Genomic DNA, 15,889 nt, shown 5'->3' on the forward strand with positions numbered 1-15,889 from the left:
CGACGGGCTACTCGTCGGTGACGATGCGGCCGTCGCGCAGTTCCAGCACCCGGTCGGCCAGCGCCAGCAGCTGCGTGTCGTGGGTGGCGACGAGGGCCGTGACGCCCTCGCTGCGGACGACCGCGCGGAGCAGGTCCATGACGGCGAGGCCGGTGTCCGCGTCGAGTTGGCCGGTGGGTTCGTCGGCGATGATCAGCACCGGGCTGTTGGCCAGCGCCCGGGCGATGGCCACCCGCTGCTGCTGGCCGCCGGACAGCTCGCCGGGGCGCTGATTGGCGTGGTCGGACAGCCCGACCAGGGACAGCAGCAGGTCGACGCGCTCGTCGCGGGCCCGGGCCGGGACTTTGCGCAGGCGCATCGGGACGCCGACGTTCTCGGCGGCGGTGAGGATCGGGATCAGTCCGAAGGACTGGAAGACGAAGCCGATGCGGTCGCGGCGCAGGGCCAGCAGGTCGTCGTCGGCCAGGCCCGCCAGATCGGTGCCGTCCAGGGTGATGCGCCCGCCGTCGGGCGAATCCAGGCCGCCGACCAGATTGAGCACGGTGGTCTTGCCCGAGCCCGAGCGGCCCTTGAGGGCGACGAGTTCGCCGCGCGGGACGGTGAAGGAGACGCCGCGCAGGGCGTGCACGGCGGTCTCGCCGCTGCCGTAGGTGCGGCGCAGGTCCTCCACCACCACCATGTCGCCGGCCGGTGCCTGCGCGACGGCGGTACCGCCCTGCCCGATGGACTGCTCGCTCATACGTCCCTCCCCGCCGTGGCCCGCCGGGTGACCGGGCCGGATGACTCGCCCGGCCGCCGAACGGATCGGCGGCCGGGCGGTTGTTCCCCACATCCGTGCGGCCGCGTGCGGCCGGTCGTACCGGCCCTGTTCGGCCCGCGCGCACCGGTCCCGTCCGGACTCCGGTCCGGGACCCGCGCCCGCCTCAGTGCAGCTCGGTGATCTCCGGTCCGCGGCGCAGCGGGTCGATCCCGTCGCCGAACTTGGACGGCTCGGCCTGCTCCGCGGGGGCGGCGCCGTCCGGCACCATCTGCGCGTCGTTCGGCAGCTTGAGCACGATCGGGTCGCGCGGGGCCATCGGAGCCTCGCCGCGCACCACCACGGTGTCGCGGAAGATCGACTCCAGCACCCCGGCCGCGGCGGGCTGGACCGCGCCCTGGCCGGAGATCACCCCGCGCAGGAACCAGCGCGGGCCGTCGCAGCCGACGAAACGCACCAGCTGCACACCGTTGGTACCGTCCGGCAGCCGTACTGGGACCTGGGCGCGCAGCTCCCAGCCCAGCGGGCCCTCGATCTCGTCGACGATGCCGCCCTGCTGGGTGATGCCGGACGCGATCTCGTCGCGCACCTCGCCCCAGATGCCTTCGGACTTGGGAGCGGCGAAGCCCTGGAGCTGCACGGCGCTGTCCCGCAGCACCACAGTGGCGGCGACGATGGACTCACCGGCCACCTCGACGCGAAGCTCCATGCCGTCGACCCCGGGGACGAACAGACCGCCGAGGTCCACCCGGCCCTCGCCGGGCTCCTGGATCTCAGCCGCGTCCCAGGGGCCGTCCGGCCGCGGGGCGGACGGGAGGTTGTAGCGCACCGACTCCCCGGAGCCGTCCGGCTCCTCCCCGGTATCCTCGGCGTCCTCCGCCGGCCCGTCCAGGCCCTCGGCCTCGTCGAGCTCGTCGATGGCGTCTTCGCGCTCCTTGCGACGACGGAACACGGTCACTGTCCTTCCCGGTCGCTGAGGACCGATGCGTATCCGTTGCTGGACGTGTCGGCCGACGGCGGCTCCACCGCGGCGTGACCCCCCGTGGAACCGAAGCCCCCCGCGGCCCGGGCAGAGCCGGGCAGCTCCGCGACCTCGTGGAAGCGGACCCGCTCGACCTGCTGGACGACCAATTGTGCGATCCGGTCGCCCCGCTCGAACCGGACGGTCTCGCGCGGGTCGAGATTGACCACGATCACCTTGATTTCCCCACGGTACCCGGCATCCACCGTTCCCGGGGCATTCACCATCGCCACCCCGCAGCGGGCGGCCAGGCCCGAACGGGGGTGCACGAAGGCCGCGTAGCCGTCGGGCAGCGCGATCGAGATCCCGGTGGGCAGCACCGTGCGCTCGCCCGGGGCGAGCTCCGCGGCCTCGGTGGTGCTCAGGTCGAGGCCGGCGTCTCCCGGGTGGGCGTAGGCGGGGACCGGCACGGCGGCGTCCAGTCGCCTCAGCAGCACGTCCACCGGCGGTCGCCGCGCGCTCACGGGTTCACCTCGAAAGCGCGCGCGACCTTCACCTGGTCCGGGTCCGCCATCGCGGCCTCGATCTCCGCGGGGCGGCCGTTGCTGGTGAAGTGGTCCACCTTGACCTCGATGAACAGCGCTTCGGCGCGGACCGCGACCGGGCCTGCGGGGCCGCCGATCCGGCCCTCGGCGCTCGCGTACATCTTCCGGCCGGCCACGCCGGTGCAGCGGGCTGCCAGGTGCAGGGTGGCGCCGACCGGCACCGGCCGCAGGAAGTCCGACTCCAGCCGGCCGGTGACCGCGATGACACGGCGCAGCCAGCTCAGCGAGCCCAGCGTCTCGTCCAGGGCGGCGGCGAGCACTCCGCCGTGGGCCAGCCCGGGGGCGCCCTGGTGGGCGGCCTGCACGGTGAACTCGGCGGTGACGGCGACGCCTTCGCCGGCCCTGGCCGCCAGGTGCAGTCCGTGCGGCTGGCCGCCGCCGCAGCCGAAGCACTGGTCGTAGTGCGCGCCGAGCAGCTCACCGGGCGCGGGCGCGTCCGGGTGCCGTACGGGCGCGGTGGCGTCAGGCGGCGGGGTCAGGCCCGGCCGGCCGGCGCTCGCGGATGTCGTGGCTGCACTCACGCCGGAGACCCTACCCTCCTGCGCGATCCTTTCCCTTCCGGTGTCCGGTCGCCCTTCTGCCGCCCTTCCGGGCGGCCGGTGCGCGTCACCCGGCTGCTGGCGCGCCCGCGCGGCGGAGGGCACAGGTGCGCATGGCACCCTTGTGCCATGCCTGGTGCCCCGGAGCCTTACGACGAACGCCTGACCGTGCCGCGCATGTGGTGGGTCCTCGCCATCGGGATCGGCGTCGCGATGGCGCTGATCCTCTTCCCCTTCGGGCCGCTGCCGATCCTGGCCGGCCTGGTGGGCGGCTCCGCGCTGGCGATGATGGGCGTCAGCTCCTACGGTTCGGCGCGGATCAGGGTGGTGGCCGGTTCGCTGATGGCGGGCAAGGCCCGGATCCCGCTGGAGGCGCTCGGCGAGGCCGTGGTGCTGGATCCGGCCGAGACGGTGGCCTGGCGGTCGCACAAGGCCGATCCGCGGGCCTTCATGCTGATGCGCTCGTATGTGCCGACCGCGCTGAAGGTCGAGATCATCGATCCGACCGATCCGACGCCGTATGTCTATCTGTCCACGCGGTCCCCGCAGCGGCTGGCGGACGCGCTGGCGGCGGTCAGGACGGCGGCCCGCTAGGGGGTGCCGCTGGGTCCGGGCGGCTCGCCCTCCGGTCGTGGGTGGTGCGCGGTCAGTCCTGGCCCTCGCCGCTGCCGGGCAGCTCCGGCCGGGGTCTGCCCGGGTCGGGGGCGGCGGGCAGCGCCGGCTGGTCCGGCTCGGGGTCCGGCCAGGGCAGCTGGTGGGCCCGCAGGTCCCGGCGTACGCGCTCGGCGAGCTTGTGGGTGTCGCGCCGGTTCATCAAGGCGCCCACCGCGGCGCCGACCATGAACGGGGTCAGCGAGGGGGTGTGCCGCAGGGAGCGGCGCAGCAGCCGCTGGCGCAGCTCCCGCTTCATGCTGCTGCCGAGCGCCACGTTGACGGTGGTCGGCTTCAGCACGTCGATGCCGCGCTGCTCCGTCCAGGACCAGAGGTAGGCGGTGGCCCGCTCCCTGACGGTGCCGGGGACGCGCAGTCCGTAGACCTCGTGCAGTTCGGCGATCAGCTTGAATTCCACGGCGGCGACGCCGAGGGTCTCGGTGGCCAGTTCGGCGGGTATGGCGGGTGGGGCGGGCAGCATCGCGGCGGCGCCGACGCCGGCCCCGACCGTCATGGTGCCCCTGACCGCCGCGGCGGTGAGCCGGTCGGCGATGTCCTCCGGGCCGAGCCCGGGGAACTGCTTGCGCAGGGTCGCCAGGTCGCGGACCGGGATCCGCGGCGCGGTGTCGAGCAGCCGCTCGGCGACCGAGCCGACGCCGACCTTGGCGAACCGGCCGCCCCAGCGGACGCCGCCTGTCACGCCGCGGCCGATGGAGCGCGCTGCAGTGGCCGCGAGCGAGGCCGCACGGCCTCGCTCGTCGCCCTCGTGTCGTTCCGGCGAGCCGGTCACGGGCGCCCGCGGATCAGGCCGCGCAGTCGCGGCAGATCGGGTTCCCGTTCTTCTCCGAGGCCAGCTGGCTCCGGTGGTGAACGAGGAAGCAGCTCATGCAGGTGAACTCGTCCGCCTGCCGGGGCAGCACGCGGACCGACAGCTCCTCATTGGAGAGGTCGGCGCCGGGCAGCTCCAGGGACTCGGCCTGGTCGAACTCGTCGACGTCGACCGCGGAGGTCGACTTCTCGTTCCGCCGGGCCTTCAGCTCCTCGATGCTGTCTTCATTGACGTCGTCGTCGGTCTTGCGTGGGGTGTCGTAATCCGTAGCCATTTTCGCTCTCCCCCTGTGGGTGTCTGTGGTGTCTCCAGCGCACGTAACGCGCGGGAGGCCGGACTTGTGCCCGACCTGAGGCGGAGATTTTGCCTCACATCAAGGCCCGTTACTCGATCGACACCCGATGACGCCCCCGAAGAGGTGATGACGAGGGTGGCCGATCATGATCCGTGGCGGTTGGGAAACCGTCCCGCACGGGCGCCTCCACGTGTACTTCCCGTGATCATGACCTGGGGAAACATGGATTTTCCGGTCCTTTTCCCAGGTCTGGCGATCACCGAGAGTACCTGTTGTACGACGTCCGTGTGCGGTCGATCACCATCCGTACCGGCCGAGAACAGACCCTGAAATTACTCGCAAAGCGAACACGAGCCGATCCGGACCGCTGTGACGCACGGGTCGGAAGTGACACGGTTCACAGCGTTCGAGGAGCTGATTCCGCAGGTCCGGTGGAAGACCGTGGGAGACCCTACAGCGGGATCGCGACCCTCATGACCAGGCCGCCTCCCTCTCGCGGCTCCGCCGCGATGACGCCGCCGTGGGCTCTGGCGACCGAACGGGCGATGGACAGGCCCAGGCCGACACCCTTGTCGCTGCCGGTCCGCTCGGTACGCAGCCGCCGGAACGGCTCGAAAATATTATCGATCTCATAGGCCGGTACGACCGGCCCGGTGTTCGCGACTACGAGCAGAGCTTGCCCGTTCTGCGCGACCGTACTCACCTGGACCCATCCGTCCTCGGGCACGTTGTAGCGCACCGCGTTCTGCACCAGGTTCAAGGCGATGCGCTCCAGCAGCACGCCATTGCCCTGCACCACCCCGGCTTCCAGCTCGCCGCGCAGTTCCACGCCCTTGCTCTGCGCCTCGCCGCGGGTCTGGTCCAGCGCCCGCGAGGCCACCTCGGCCAGGTCGACCGGTTTGCGGTCGATGATCTCGTTCTCGCTGCGGGCCAGCAGCAGCAGGCCCTCCACCAGCTGCTCGCTGCGCTCGTTGGTGGCCAGCAGCGTCTTGCCGAGCTGCTGCAGGTCGGGCGACACCGCCGGATCGGACAGCTGCACCTCCAGCAGGGTTCGGTTGATCGCCAGCGGGGTGCGCAGTTCGTGCGAGGCGTTGGCGACGAATCTGCGCTGGGCGTCGAAGGAGCGTTCCAGCCGGTCCAGCATGCCGTCGAAGGTGTCGGCCAGTTCCTTCAGCTCGTCGTCCGGCCCGTCCAGCTCGATCCGGCGCTTCAGGTCGGAGCCCACCACGCTGCGGGCGGTCCGGGTGATCCGGCCGAGCGGCGCGAGCACCCGGCCGGCCATCAGGTAGCCGAACGCGAAGGCGAGCACGGCCAGGCCGATCAGCGCGATCAGCGAGCGCTTGAGCAGGGTGTTGAGCGCCATGTCCCGCTGGTGGCTCATACAGGTGTTGAGCGCCTGGCTGAACTGCTCGGAGGTGATGCTCTGGCCGGCCGGCAGCGCCGAGCAGTTGGTCGACTCGATGTTGGCGCTGAGGAGCTTGAACGGGAAGACGCTGCCCTGGTTGATGGCCTGCGCGGCCAGCAGGTAGATGATCCACAGCAGCACCACCCCGGCGATCAGGAACATGCCGCCGTACAGCACGGTCAGCCGGATGCGGATGGTGGGCCGCAGCCACGGCGGCCGGCTCTCGGCGGACGGCGGCGGGTCCCAGGAGGGTCGCGGCGGGACCGGGGGGCCGGTGGGCGGCGGCGGCGCGGGGGTCTGGGGCGAGACGGAGGCCATGGCCGATCAGATCCGGTAACCGGAGCCCGGCACGGTGATGATCACCGGGGGCTCGCCGAGCTTGCGGCGCAGGGTCATCACGGTGACCCGCACCACATTGGTGAAGGGGTCGGTGTTCTCGTCCCAGGCCTTCTCCAGCAGTTGCTCGGCGGAGACCACCGAGCCCTCGCTGCGCATCAGCACTTCCAGGACGGCGAATTCCTTGGGCGCCAGGTGCACTTCCGTGCCGTCCCGGAACACCTCGCGGCGGTTGGGGTCCAGCCGGATGCCGGACCGCTCCAGGACCGGCGGCAGGGCCGCGGTGGTACGGCGGCCGAGCGCGCGGACCCGGGCGGTCAGCTCGGTGAAGGCGAAGGGCTTGGGCAGGTAGTCGTCGGCGCCCAGCTCCAGACCTTCCACCCGGTCGCTGACGTCGCCGGAGGCGGTGAGCATCAGGACCCGGGTGGGCATCCCCAGGCCGATGATCTGCCGGCAGACCTCGTCACCGTGCACCACCGGCAGGTCGCGGTCGAGCACGACGACGTCGTAGTCATTGACACCGATCCGCTCCAGAGCGGCCCCGCCGTCGTAGACGACATCGACGGCCATGGCCTCTCGGCGCAGGCCGGTGCCCACCGCGTCGGCGAGCAGTTGCTCGTCCTCGACGACCAGTACGCGCAAGGCGTTGTTCCTTCCATGAGCTGTGGGAATGCCTCCCCATGGTGCACCGCGGGACCGTAAATCGGCGATAAGGGACCCAGCTGGCACATGCCCGCGCAATTTTCCGGTAGCCGGGAGGTTTCCGCTCCGAAACCGTTGGGGATGGTGGCTGTACACCCACCCACCATGCCTCGCCACGCGTTTCCCATCGCGTGGCGCCGGGCTTGACACACCTCGTGTCAACGGAGTCGACGAGGGGGCGCACATGAACGCGTTCACGACCGGAATCCTGCAGCGCATACACACCACGGAGTCCGACCTGCGCAAAGCACGTGAGACGGGCGACGAGTTCCTCGCCGAGGTGGAGCAGAGCGAGCTGGAGGACCTCCAGCGGCTCGCCGCCGAGCACGGGGTGGACGTACGGCCCAAGGTCGCCTGACCCACTGATCGTCGCGGTCGACCCGCAAGCCGCACGCCCCGGCCACCAGGAAGGTGCCGGGGCGTTCGCATGTCTACGCGCGGCGAACAGGCGGGCGCCTCGCCGGGTCGGTCCGCCGGCCGGTCAGTCGGCCAGTCGGCCAGTCGGTCCGCCGGCCGGTCGGTCAGTCGTGCCAGGCGCCCAGGTCCTCCAGCAGCTTCTGGAGCGGCTCGAAGAGCCCGGGCGGCGCGGCGATCGTCAGCTCGCCCGAGGCGGCGTGCCCGGGTCGTCCGCCGGTCAGCGCGCCCGCTTCCCGGGCGAACAGCGCCCCGGCCGCCAGGTCCCACGGATTGAGGCCCCGCTCGAAGTAGCCGTCGAGCCGCCCGCAGCCGACGTCGGCGAGGTCGATCGCGGCCGCCCCGGCCCGCCGGATGTCCCGGACCTGCGGCACCAGCGCGCGGACCACTTCGGCCTGCGCCACCCGGCGCTCGGCGAGATAGCCGAAGCCGGTGCCGATCAGGGCGTGCGAGAACTCCGGCGCCGGACGGCAGCGGGCCGGCGCGCCGTTGACGAGGGCGCCGCCGCCCAGCACCGCCTGGTACGTCTCGGCGCGCATCGGCGCCTCGACCACCCCGACGACCGCCTCCCCCTGGTACTCGGCGGCGATGCTGACCGCCCAGGCCGGCAGGCCGTAGAGGTAGTTCACCGTGCCGTCCAGCGGGTCGATCACCCAGCGGACCCCGCTGGTGCCGTCGCTGCTGGCGCCCTCCTCGCCGAGGAAGCCGTCGTCGGGCCGCAGCCGGCCGATGTAGGAGGTGATCAGCTTCTCGGCGGCGATGTCCATCTCGGTCACCACGTCGATCGGGCTGGTCTTGGTGGCGGCCACGCCGAGGTCGGCGGGCCGTCCGTCACGCAGCAGGGCGCCGGCCCTGCGGGCCGCCTCCAGGGCGATCTCCAGCAGCTGCGCGGTGTCCGGGCTCGCGGGTGTGGTCATCTCGTGGCTCCTCAGTTCGTGCCTCCTGCGTCGTCGGCGGCCCGGTCGAGCGCCGTTCGGCCCGGCGCTCCGGGCGGGTGCTTCGGCCCGGCGCTCCGTCGGGGGCGCTCAGTCGGTCCCCGCGGCGGCCGGCCGCGGGCTCCTGGCCGGGCAGCAGCCCGCGGGGCAGATGTCGTGGCTGGGGCCCAGCACGCCCAGCGCGCAGCGCGCGGGTGCCAGGCCGCGCTCGGTGGCGGCGCGCTCCAGCACCAACGCGCGCACGGCCGCGGCGAAGCGCGGGTCCGCGCCCACGGTGGCGGCCCGGCTGACCGGCAGGCCCAGCTCGGCGGCCTTGGCGGTCGCCTCGGTGTCGAGGTCGTACTTGACCTCCATGTGGTCGGAGACGAAGCCGATCGGCACCATGACCACCGCGGGCGCGCCGGCCGCGTGCACCTCTTCCAGGTGGTCGCAGATGTCCGGCTCCAGCCACGGGATGTGCGGGGCGCCGCTGCGCGACTGGTAGACGAGCTGCCAGGGGCGCTCGACCCCGGTGGCCTCGCGCACCGCGTCGGCGATCACCCGGGCGGTGTCCAGGTGCTCGGCCACGTACGCGCCGCCGTCGCCGTGCACCGGCACCGGCCCGGAGGTGTCGGCGGCGGCGGTCGGGATGGAGTGGGTGGTGAAGGCCAGCCGCGCGCCGTCCCGTACCTCCGGCGGCAGGGCGGCCAGCGCGGCGAGGGTCGCCTCGGTCATCGGCTGCACGAAGCCGGGGTGGTTGAAGTAGTGCCGGAGCTTGTCGATCCGGGGCAGCTCGCGGCCCTCCTCGGCGAGCACCGCCAGCGACGCGGCCAGATTCTCCCGGTACTGGCGGCATCCCGAGTAGGACGCGTAGGCGCTCGTGGCCAGCACCAGGACGCGCCGGTGGCCTGCCTCGGCCATCTCCCGCAGGGTGTCGGTCAGATACGGCGCCCAGTTGCGGTTGCCCCAGTACACCGGCAGGTCGAGGCCGGCGGCGGCGAAGTCCTCGCGGACGGCGCCGAGCAGCTCCCGGTTCTGCGCGTTGATCGGACTGACCCCGCCGAACAGGAAGTAGTGCTTGCCGACCTCCTGGAGCCGCTCGCGGGGGATGCCGCGGCCCCGGGTGACGTTCTCCAGGAAGGGCACCACGTCGTCGGGGCCCTCGGGGCCGCCGAAGGACAGCAGCAGCAGGGCGTCGTAGGGACCGGGGTCGGGCCGGGCCGCGGGGGCGGGCCGAGGTGGCTGAACGGACATGCCTCCGATCCTGCCACCCGCCGGCGACCGGCCCGGCGACCGCCTCCCCGTACGGGCGGTGCCCGGCCCGCGCGGCAAGGAGGTCCGAACCGGCAGCCACTCCGGGCGGGACCCGCGCCGGGCCCGCCCCGGCCCCGGGCGGCGGCCGCGGAAATCCGGTTGCCCGGCTCCGTAAGCTGTATCAGCCAGCCATGTACCTTACCGGGGAGCATCCGTGAGCAGCCCGTACCGCGCGATCTTCACGGTCCCCGGCAGCAAGGCGTTCTCCGCCGCCGGCCTGGTCGGCCGGATGCCGCTGTCGATGCTGGGCATCGGTGTGGTGACCATGATCTCGCAGCTCACCGGGCGCTACGGGCTGGCCGGCGCGCTCTCGGCGGTGCTGGCGCTGTCGGCCGCGGTCTGCGGTCCGCAGGTCTCCCGGCTCGTCGACCGCTACGGCCAGCGGCGGGTGCTGCGGCCGGCCAGCGCGGTGACGGTGGCCTCGGTGGCCGCGCTGCTGATCGCGGTCCGGGCCGGGGCGCCGGACTGGGTCTACTTCGTCTGCGTGCTGGGCGCCGGCTGCACGCCGAGCGTGGGCGCGATGGTGCGGGCCCGCTGGTCGGCGATCCACCGCGGTTCGCCCGAACTCCTGCACACCGCCTACTCGCTGGAGTCGGTGGTGGACGAGATCGTCTTCATCATCGGCCCGATCCTGTCCATCGGGCTGTGCACGGTGGCCTTCGCCGAGGCGGGACCGCTGCTGGCGGTGGTCTTCCTCGGGGCGGGCGTGCTGCTGCTGACCGCGCAGCGGCGTACCGAACCGGCGCCGCACCCCCGCGACCCCGCCGCCGGCCGCTCGGCGCTGCGCTCCCCCGGGATGCCGGTGCTGGCCGGGGTGTTCGTCGGCACCGGCACGATGTTCGGCGCGGTGGACGTCACCACGGTGGCCTTCGCCGACGAGCACGGCCACAAGGCGCTGGCCAGCCTGGTGCTGGCCAGCTACGCGCTCGGATCGTGCCTGGCCGGGCTGGTCTTCGGGCTGCTCACCCCGCGCGGTACCCGGTCCGGCCGCTTCCTGGTGGGGATCGCGGCCATGGCGGTGAGTATGATCCCGCCACTACTGGTCGGAAACTTGTGGTTCCTGGCCGGTGCGCTGTTCCTGGCCGGTCTGACCATCGCACCGACAATGGTGACGGCGATGGGCCTGGTGGAACAGCTGGTTCCGCGGCAGCGGCTGACCGAGGGCATCACGTGGACCTCCACGGGGCTGGCGGTCGGCGTCGCCGCCGGGGCCGCGCTCGCCGGTCGGGTGATCGACGCGCACGGCGCCTCGGCGGCCTTCGCGGTGCCGGTCTGCGCCGCGGTGGTGGCCGTGGCGGTGGCGTTCTTCGGTAAGCGCAGGCTGCGGCCGGCGCCGGAGCGGGAGGAGTACGGCGATGAGCGTGTCGGCCGGCACAGCCGAGAAGGTGTGGCGTAACTGGGCGGGCAACGTGACCGCCAGGCCGGCGCGCGTCGCGGCGCCGGCCTCGGTGGCCGAACTGGCCGAGGTGCTGCGCCGGGCGGCGGCCGACGGGCTGACCGCCAAGGCGGTCGGCTCCGGGCACTCCTTCACCGCCGCGGCGGCCACCGACGGGGTGCTGATCCGCCCCGAGGGCCTGACCGCGATCCGCTCCGTCGACCCGGCCGCGGGCACCGTCACCGCCGAGGCGGGGGTGCAGCTGCGGCAGTTGAACGCGGTGCTGGCCGAGCAGGGCCTGTCGCTGACCAACATGGGCGACATCATGGAGCAGACCGTCGCGGGCGCCACCGGCACCGGCACGCACGGCACCGGCCGCGACTCGGGCTCCATCGCCGCGCAGATCAGAGCATTCGAACTGGTGACGGCCGACGGCACGGTGCTGACCTGCTCGGCCGAGGAGAATCCCGAGGTGTTCGCGGCGGGCCGGATCGGCCTGGGCGCGCTCGGCGTGGTCAGCGCGGTCACCTTCGCGGTGGAACCACTCTTCCTGCTGACCGCCCGGGAGGAGCCGATGTCCTTCGACCGGGTGATGGCCGAGTTCGACCTGCTCACCACCGAGAACGAGCACTTCGAGTTCTACTGGTTCCCGCACACCGCGAACTGCAACACCAAGCGGAACAACCGCAGTCCGGGCCCCGCCGCCCCGGTGCCGGCCGTCCGCGGCTGGATCGACGACGAGTTGCTGTCCAACGGGGTCTTCCAGGCCGCCTGCGCGCTCGGCAGGGCGGCGCCGGCCGCCATCCCGGGCATCGCCCGGATCTCCAGCCGCGCGCTGGCCGCCCGCACCTACACCGACGTCGCGTACAAGGTGTTCACCAGCCCGCGCCGGGTGCGGTTCGTGGAGATGGAGTACGCGGTGCCGCGGGAGGCCGCGGTCCAGGCGGTCCGCGAGCTGCGGGCCATGGTGGAGCGGTCCGATCTGCGGATCAGCTTCCCGGTCGAGGTGCGGGTGGTGCCCGCCGACGACATCGCGCTGTCCACGGCCTGCGGACGGGACACCGCCTACATCGCGGTGCACATGTACCGGGGCAGCCGCTATCAGGAGTACTTCACCGCGGTCGAAAAGATCATGATCGGCCTGGGCGGCCGGCCGCACTGGGGCAAGATGCACACCCGGGACGCGGAGTACCTCGGTTCGGTGTATCCGCGCTTCGGCGAATTCACCCGTCTGCGCGACCGCCTCGACCCGGGACGGCTGTTCGGCAACGACTACCTACGGAGGGTGCTGGGTTCGTAGGCTTACGTCCCATTTTGCCCGGCGCGCACCCGGCGCACGTGTGAGTCGTGTCACCCAACTCCCGCCGCACGAAAGACATTCGACGGCGCGGCAGCCACCCTGCGGTGGTCCGAATGGAGTACCGTGGCGAATCCCGGCGCCCGGTGCCCGTACGGTCGCCTTTTGGTCACGCTCCGTGGCCAATTGACCACCGTCCCATAACGGCGTGTCACCATGTACACCCGACACGCCGGGTAACTGTGCAAGGTTGTGGCACGCTGCACCCGGGCAGGCCACACTCGTGTCCAACGGGAGCAGCGACGCAACGGACGTCGGCAGGCACCACCCGGGAGGTAATCGTGCCCGAACTGCGCGTCGTGGCCGTCAGTAACGACGGCACACGACTGGTGCTCAAAGCTGCCGACAGCACGGAATACACGCTCCCCATCGACGAGCGACTGCGTGCCGCGGTGCGCAACGACCGCGCCCGGCTCGGGCAGATCGAGATCGAGGTCGAGAGCCATCTGCGGCCCCGTGACATCCAGGCGCGGATACGTTCCGGTGCCTCCGCCGAGGAGGTCGCCCAACTGGCCGGTATCCCGGTGGAGCGGGTCCGCCGCTTCGAGGGACCGGTGCTGGCCGAACGGGCGTTCATGGCCGAGCGGGCCAGGAAGACACCGGTCCGGCGGCAGGGCGAGAGCACCGGACCGCAGCTGGGCGAGGCGGTCGCGGAGCGGCTGCTGCTGCGCGGCGCCGAGAAGGACCACGTGCTGTGGGACTCCTGGCGGCGGGACGACGGCACCTGGGAGGTGCTGCTGGTCTACCGGGTGGCCGGTGAGCCGCACTCGGCGAGCTGGACGTACGACCCGCCGCGCCGGCTGGTGCAGGCGGTGGACGACGAGGCCAGATCGCTGATCGGCGAGACCACCCAGAGCCAGGCGGCGCAGCAGGAGCCGAGCTTCCCGTTCGTGCCGCGGATCGCCCGGCTGCCCAGGGACCGTCCGCTGGACCGGGCCCTGGACCGCCAGACCGAGCCGCGCGGGGAGGAACGGGCCGAGGCCGCGGAGGAGCGGGACTCGCTGACCAGCCTGCTGGAGGCGGTGCCGAGCTTCCGGGGCGACATGGTGGTGCCGTCCGCCCCGCAGGCTCCGCCGGACCCGGTACCGGCGGTGGAGGAGCCGGTCGAGGAGGAGGAGCAGGCACCGGCCGCCAGCGCGGGCTCCGCCTACGCCGACGTGCTGATGCCGCGCGCCGTGGCGGGCCACCGCGACCGCCTCAAGGGCTCCACCGACCGCCAGGCCGAAGCGGACGGCGTCCGTCCCGGCCGCCGCGCCACCGTGCCCAGTTGGGACGAGATCGTCTTCGGCAGCCGGCGCAAGAAGCAGGACTGATCCCTCCGGGGAGCACCGGGGACCGGACCGGGCTCGTCGAGCGGGAGCCGCGAGGCCGTGCGGGGCAGCCACTCAGGTGGCTGCCCCGCCGCCGCGTCCCACGGTTCGCCGACCGGGGGCAGGCGACAGCCGGTGGAAGGCGGCCAGTCCGGGCCGTGTCGTCGGGGGCGTCAGTCCGGGGTGCCGCCGGTTGCCACCGGTCGCGCCGGGTCGGCGACCCAGGCACTCCAGGAGCCGACGAACAAGGAGGCCGGGATCCCGGCGGTGGCCAGCGCGAGGACCTCGTGGGCCGCCGAGACGCCCGAGCCGCAGTAGACCCCGATGTCCGCCGCCGGGTGGGCGCCCAGAGCGGTGAAGCGGGCGGTGAGTTCGGCGGGGGGCAGCAGCCGGCCGTCGTCGGCGACATTGGCGGTGGTCGGCGCGTTCACCGCGCCGGGGATGTGGCCCGCCACCGGGTCGATCGGCTCGGTCTCGCCGCGGTAGCGCTCACCGGCCCGGGCGTCGAGCAGCACACCGCGGTGGGCGAGTTCGGCCGCCTGGTCCGCGTCCAGTGTCGGCATGGCGCCCGGCCGCGCGGTGAAGTCGCCGCCGCCCGGGGCGGGTTCCTCGGTGCTCAGCGGCTCCCCCGCGGCCTTCCAGGCGCCCAGCCCGCCGTCCAGCACCCTGACCCGCTCGTGGCCCGCCCAGCGCAGCAGCCACCAGGCCCGGGCCGCGCCCCAGCCCTTCCAGTCGTCGTACACGACCACATCCCGGTCCCGGTCGACCCCGGCCCGCCGCATCGCCGCGGTGAAGTCCGACATGTCCGGCAGCGGGTGCCGGCCGTTCGCGCCGGGGGGCCCGGCCAGTTCGGCGTCCAGATCGACGTAGCGCGCCCCAGGAATGTGGCCCTTGGCGTACGCCTCGTGTCCGGGTGGGCCGCCCTGCTGGTAACGGACGTCGAGAATCGCCGTCCCGTCGAGCGCGTCCGCCAGATCGGCCGCGGAGATGATGGGTTCCATCCGCCCATTGTGCGTGCCGCGGCCGGCCGCCGCGGCGATTCGCCGCCCCCGGTGGCGGCGCGGGGGCGGACACGGCACCTCGTCGGCGTGTCCGATCGCCCGTGGTGAAACGATCGGTGGGCATCGACCCCGATGTGTCGGGCGCGCCCACGGACGCGTGCGCGACGAGTACGTGAGGAGTTCGTTTCGGATGACCGAGGTACCGAGCCGTCGGACGCCGGGCACCCCCTGCTGGGCGAGCCTGATGGCACAGCGGGTGGACCGGGCGCAGGACTTCTACGGAGCGCTGTTCGGCTGGAACTTCACGCCGGGGCCGGAGCAGCTCGGCCGGTATGTGCTGGCCGAGTTGGGGGGCCGGCGGATCGCGGGCCTCGGCGAGGGGGCGGCCGAGCCGCACCGGCCGGTGGTGTGGACCGTGATGTTTGCCGCGGACGACGCCGACCAGGCCGCCGAGCAGGTCCGCGCGCGGGGCGGCACGGTCGGTATCGGTCCGCTGGACGCGGGGGACGACGGCCGGATGGCGATCGCGGTGGACCCGTCCGGGGCGGTCTTCGGCATCTGGCAGGGCAGGCGGCTGCCGGGGGCCGATCTGACGGAGGCGCCGGGGGCGGCGGCCTGGTACGAGTTGCTGACCCGGGAGCCGGCCCGGGTCGCCGCCTTTTACCGGGAGGTGTTCGGCTTCGGCACCGAGCCGGCCGGCGACGGCTCCGACCGGGTGCTGCTGACGGTCGGCGGCCGGGCGGTGGCGGGGGTGCGCGGCGGCGGCCGGAGCCTGACCCGCGAGCGCGGCGCCCACTGGATGACGTACTTCGAGGTCGCCGACGTCGACGCGGTCGCCGCCCGCACCACCGCGTTGGGCGGCGAGGTCCTGGAGCCGCCGCACGACGTGCCCGACGGCCGGACGGCGGCGCTGGCCGACCCGGAGGGGGCGGCGTTCTCGGTGATCACCACCAACCCGCGCTGACAGGCCCGGGCCCGCCGGGCCCCTTGTCCGCCGGGCCCCTTGTCCGCCGGGCCCTTGTCCGCCGGGCCCGCTCGCCCTGCCACCTGAGGTCGCACCCGGATCAACGGCCGGTGGCGGCCCGCTCGCGCAGTTCCCCGCGCCCCTGGGCGCCCTTCCCCCT

The 15,889-nt window shown here is 73.2% G+C and carries 17 protein-coding genes; 6 read left to right on the plus strand and 11 right to left on the minus strand.

From position 1 onward, the window contains the following. Positions 1-7 precede the first annotated feature (7 nt). The 4 genes from GA0115240_RS34790 to GA0115240_RS34805 form a co-directional block, all read right to left on the minus strand. The gene (locus tag GA0115240_RS34790; RefSeq protein WP_093743079.1) at positions 8-739 is read right to left on the minus strand and encodes an ABC transporter ATP-binding protein; all 732 of its coding nucleotides are present in this window, start codon (positions 737-739) and stop codon (positions 8-10) included. Between the two features lie 184 nt (positions 740-923). Beyond that, positions 924-1,709: a DUF3710 domain-containing protein gene (locus GA0115240_RS34795; RefSeq protein WP_093743080.1), complete on the minus strand. Its 786-nt coding sequence runs from the start codon at positions 1,707-1,709 to the stop codon at positions 924-926. Positions 1,710-1,711: 2 nt separating this feature from the next. Then, positions 1,712-2,242, minus strand: coding sequence for a dUTP diphosphatase (dut, locus tag GA0115240_RS34800; protein ID WP_093743083.1), 531 nt, complete (start codon positions 2,240-2,242; stop codon positions 1,712-1,714). Beyond that, a complete protein-coding gene (locus GA0115240_RS34805; protein ID WP_176725256.1) occupies positions 2,239-2,844 on the minus strand; it encodes a PaaI family thioesterase in 606 nt (201 codons plus the stop codon). Before GA0115240_RS34805 ends, dut begins: the two co-directional genes overlap by 4 nt. A 147-nt stretch (positions 2,845-2,991) precedes the next feature. On the opposite strand from GA0115240_RS34805, the gene GA0115240_RS34810 reads away from it, so the two are divergent. Beyond that, a complete protein-coding gene (locus GA0115240_RS34810; protein ID WP_093743085.1) occupies positions 2,992-3,456 on the plus strand; it encodes a DUF3093 domain-containing protein in 465 nt (154 codons plus the stop codon). Between the two features lie 52 nt (positions 3,457-3,508). On the opposite strand, the gene GA0115240_RS34815 is transcribed toward GA0115240_RS34810, so the two are convergent. The 4 genes from GA0115240_RS34815 to GA0115240_RS34830 form a co-directional block, all read right to left on the minus strand. After that, a complete protein-coding gene (locus GA0115240_RS34815) occupies positions 3,509-4,213 on the minus strand; it encodes a hypothetical protein (RefSeq protein ID WP_370673408.1) in 705 nt (234 codons plus the stop codon). A gap of 103 nt (positions 4,214-4,316) precedes the next feature. Next, a complete protein-coding gene (locus tag GA0115240_RS34820; RefSeq protein WP_033173914.1) occupies positions 4,317-4,616 on the minus strand; it encodes a DUF4193 domain-containing protein in 300 nt (99 codons plus the stop codon). Between the two features lie 472 nt (positions 4,617-5,088). Next, positions 5,089-6,360 (minus strand): sensor histidine kinase, encoded by a 1,272-nt coding sequence (locus tag GA0115240_RS34825; RefSeq protein WP_093743087.1) that lies wholly within the window; start codon positions 6,358-6,360, stop codon positions 5,089-5,091. 6 nt (positions 6,361-6,366) lie between these two features. After that, complete coding sequence (locus GA0115240_RS34830; protein WP_093743089.1) at positions 6,367-7,020, minus strand: response regulator transcription factor; 654 nt, start codon at positions 7,018-7,020, stop codon at positions 6,367-6,369. A gap of 244 nt (positions 7,021-7,264) precedes the next feature. Between GA0115240_RS34830 and GA0115240_RS37530 the strand changes: the two genes are divergently transcribed. Beyond that, positions 7,265-7,438 (plus strand): hypothetical protein, encoded by a 174-nt coding sequence (locus GA0115240_RS37530; protein WP_176725257.1) that lies wholly within the window; start codon positions 7,265-7,267, stop codon positions 7,436-7,438. A gap of 163 nt (positions 7,439-7,601) precedes the next feature. Here the strand turns inward: GA0115240_RS37530 and GA0115240_RS34835 are convergent, their stop codons facing one another. Next, on the minus strand, positions 7,602-8,411 hold the full coding sequence (locus GA0115240_RS34835) for an inositol monophosphatase family protein (RefSeq protein WP_093743091.1): 810 nt from the start codon (positions 8,409-8,411) through the stop codon (positions 7,602-7,604). Positions 8,412-8,519: 108 nt separating this feature from the next. After that, positions 8,520-9,662, minus strand: a complete 1,143-nt coding sequence (locus GA0115240_RS34840) for a ferrochelatase (RefSeq protein WP_093743093.1) — start codon at positions 9,660-9,662, stop codon at positions 8,520-8,522. 214 nt (positions 9,663-9,876) lie between these two features. Here GA0115240_RS34840 and GA0115240_RS34845 point away from each other — a divergent pair, with 214 nt between their 5' ends. The 3 genes from GA0115240_RS34845 to sepH all read left to right on the plus strand — a co-directional run bounded on the left by GA0115240_RS34845 (position 9,877) and on the right by sepH (position 13,767). Continuing rightward, positions 9,877-11,118, plus strand: a complete 1,242-nt coding sequence (locus GA0115240_RS34845; protein ID WP_093743095.1) for an MFS transporter — start codon at positions 9,877-9,879, stop codon at positions 11,116-11,118. Next, a complete protein-coding gene (locus GA0115240_RS34850) occupies positions 11,078-12,397 on the plus strand; it encodes a D-arabinono-1,4-lactone oxidase (protein ID WP_093743097.1) in 1,320 nt (439 codons plus the stop codon). The genes GA0115240_RS34845 and GA0115240_RS34850 overlap by 41 nt, the downstream gene beginning before the upstream one ends. 338 nt (positions 12,398-12,735) lie before the next feature. Then, positions 12,736-13,767: a septation protein SepH gene (sepH, locus tag GA0115240_RS34855; RefSeq protein WP_093743099.1), complete on the plus strand. Its 1,032-nt coding sequence runs from the start codon at positions 12,736-12,738 to the stop codon at positions 13,765-13,767. A gap of 170 nt (positions 13,768-13,937) precedes the next feature. Here sepH and GA0115240_RS34860 read toward each other — a convergent pair whose 3' ends face one another. Continuing rightward, entirely contained in the window at positions 13,938-14,765 is an 828-nt protein-coding gene (locus GA0115240_RS34860) for a sulfurtransferase (protein WP_093743102.1), read from the minus strand. Positions 14,766-14,955: 190 nt separating this feature from the next. Here GA0115240_RS34860 and GA0115240_RS34865 point away from each other — a divergent pair, with 190 nt between their 5' ends. Further along, positions 14,956-15,729 (plus strand): VOC family protein, encoded by a 774-nt coding sequence (locus GA0115240_RS34865; RefSeq protein ID WP_093743105.1) that lies wholly within the window; start codon positions 14,956-14,958, stop codon positions 15,727-15,729. The last annotated feature ends 160 nt before the right edge of the window (positions 15,730-15,889 follow it).

The organism is Streptomyces sp. DvalAA-14, from assembly GCF_900091855.1.
Lineage (GTDB): Bacteria > Actinomycetota > Actinomycetes > Streptomycetales > Streptomycetaceae > Actinacidiphila.

What these genes read in the sequence shown, in the direction of transcription:
- GA0115240_RS34790 (WP_093743079.1), bottom strand. Translation starts at nt 739, where the DNA reads ATGAGCGAGCAGTCCATCGGGCAGGGCGGTACCGCCGTCGCGCAGGCA.
- GA0115240_RS34810 (WP_093743085.1), top strand. Translation starts at nt 2,992, where the DNA reads ATGCCTGGTGCCCCGGAGCCTTACGACGAACGCCTGACCGTGCCGCGC.
- GA0115240_RS34820 (WP_033173914.1), bottom strand. Translation starts at nt 4,616, where the DNA reads ATGGCTACGGATTACGACACCCCACGCAAGACCGACGACGACGTCAAT.
- GA0115240_RS34825 (WP_093743087.1), bottom strand. Translation starts at nt 6,360, where the DNA reads ATGGCCTCCGTCTCGCCCCAGACCCCCGCGCCGCCGCCGCCCACCGGC.
- GA0115240_RS37530 (WP_176725257.1), top strand. Translation starts at nt 7,265, where the DNA reads ATGAACGCGTTCACGACCGGAATCCTGCAGCGCATACACACCACGGAG.
- GA0115240_RS34835 (WP_093743091.1), bottom strand. Translation starts at nt 8,411, where the DNA reads ATGACCACACCCGCGAGCCCGGACACCGCGCAGCTGCTGGAGATCGCC.
- GA0115240_RS34840 (WP_093743093.1), bottom strand. Translation starts at nt 9,662, where the DNA reads ATGTCCGTTCAGCCACCTCGGCCCGCCCCCGCGGCCCGGCCCGACCCC.
- GA0115240_RS34850 (WP_093743097.1), top strand. Translation starts at nt 11,078, where the DNA reads ATGAGCGTGTCGGCCGGCACAGCCGAGAAGGTGTGGCGTAACTGGGCG.
- GA0115240_RS34860 (WP_093743102.1), bottom strand. Translation starts at nt 14,765, where the DNA reads ATGGAACCCATCATCTCCGCGGCCGATCTGGCGGACGCGCTCGACGGG.
- GA0115240_RS34865 (WP_093743105.1), top strand. Translation starts at nt 14,956, where the DNA reads ATGACCGAGGTACCGAGCCGTCGGACGCCGGGCACCCCCTGCTGGGCG.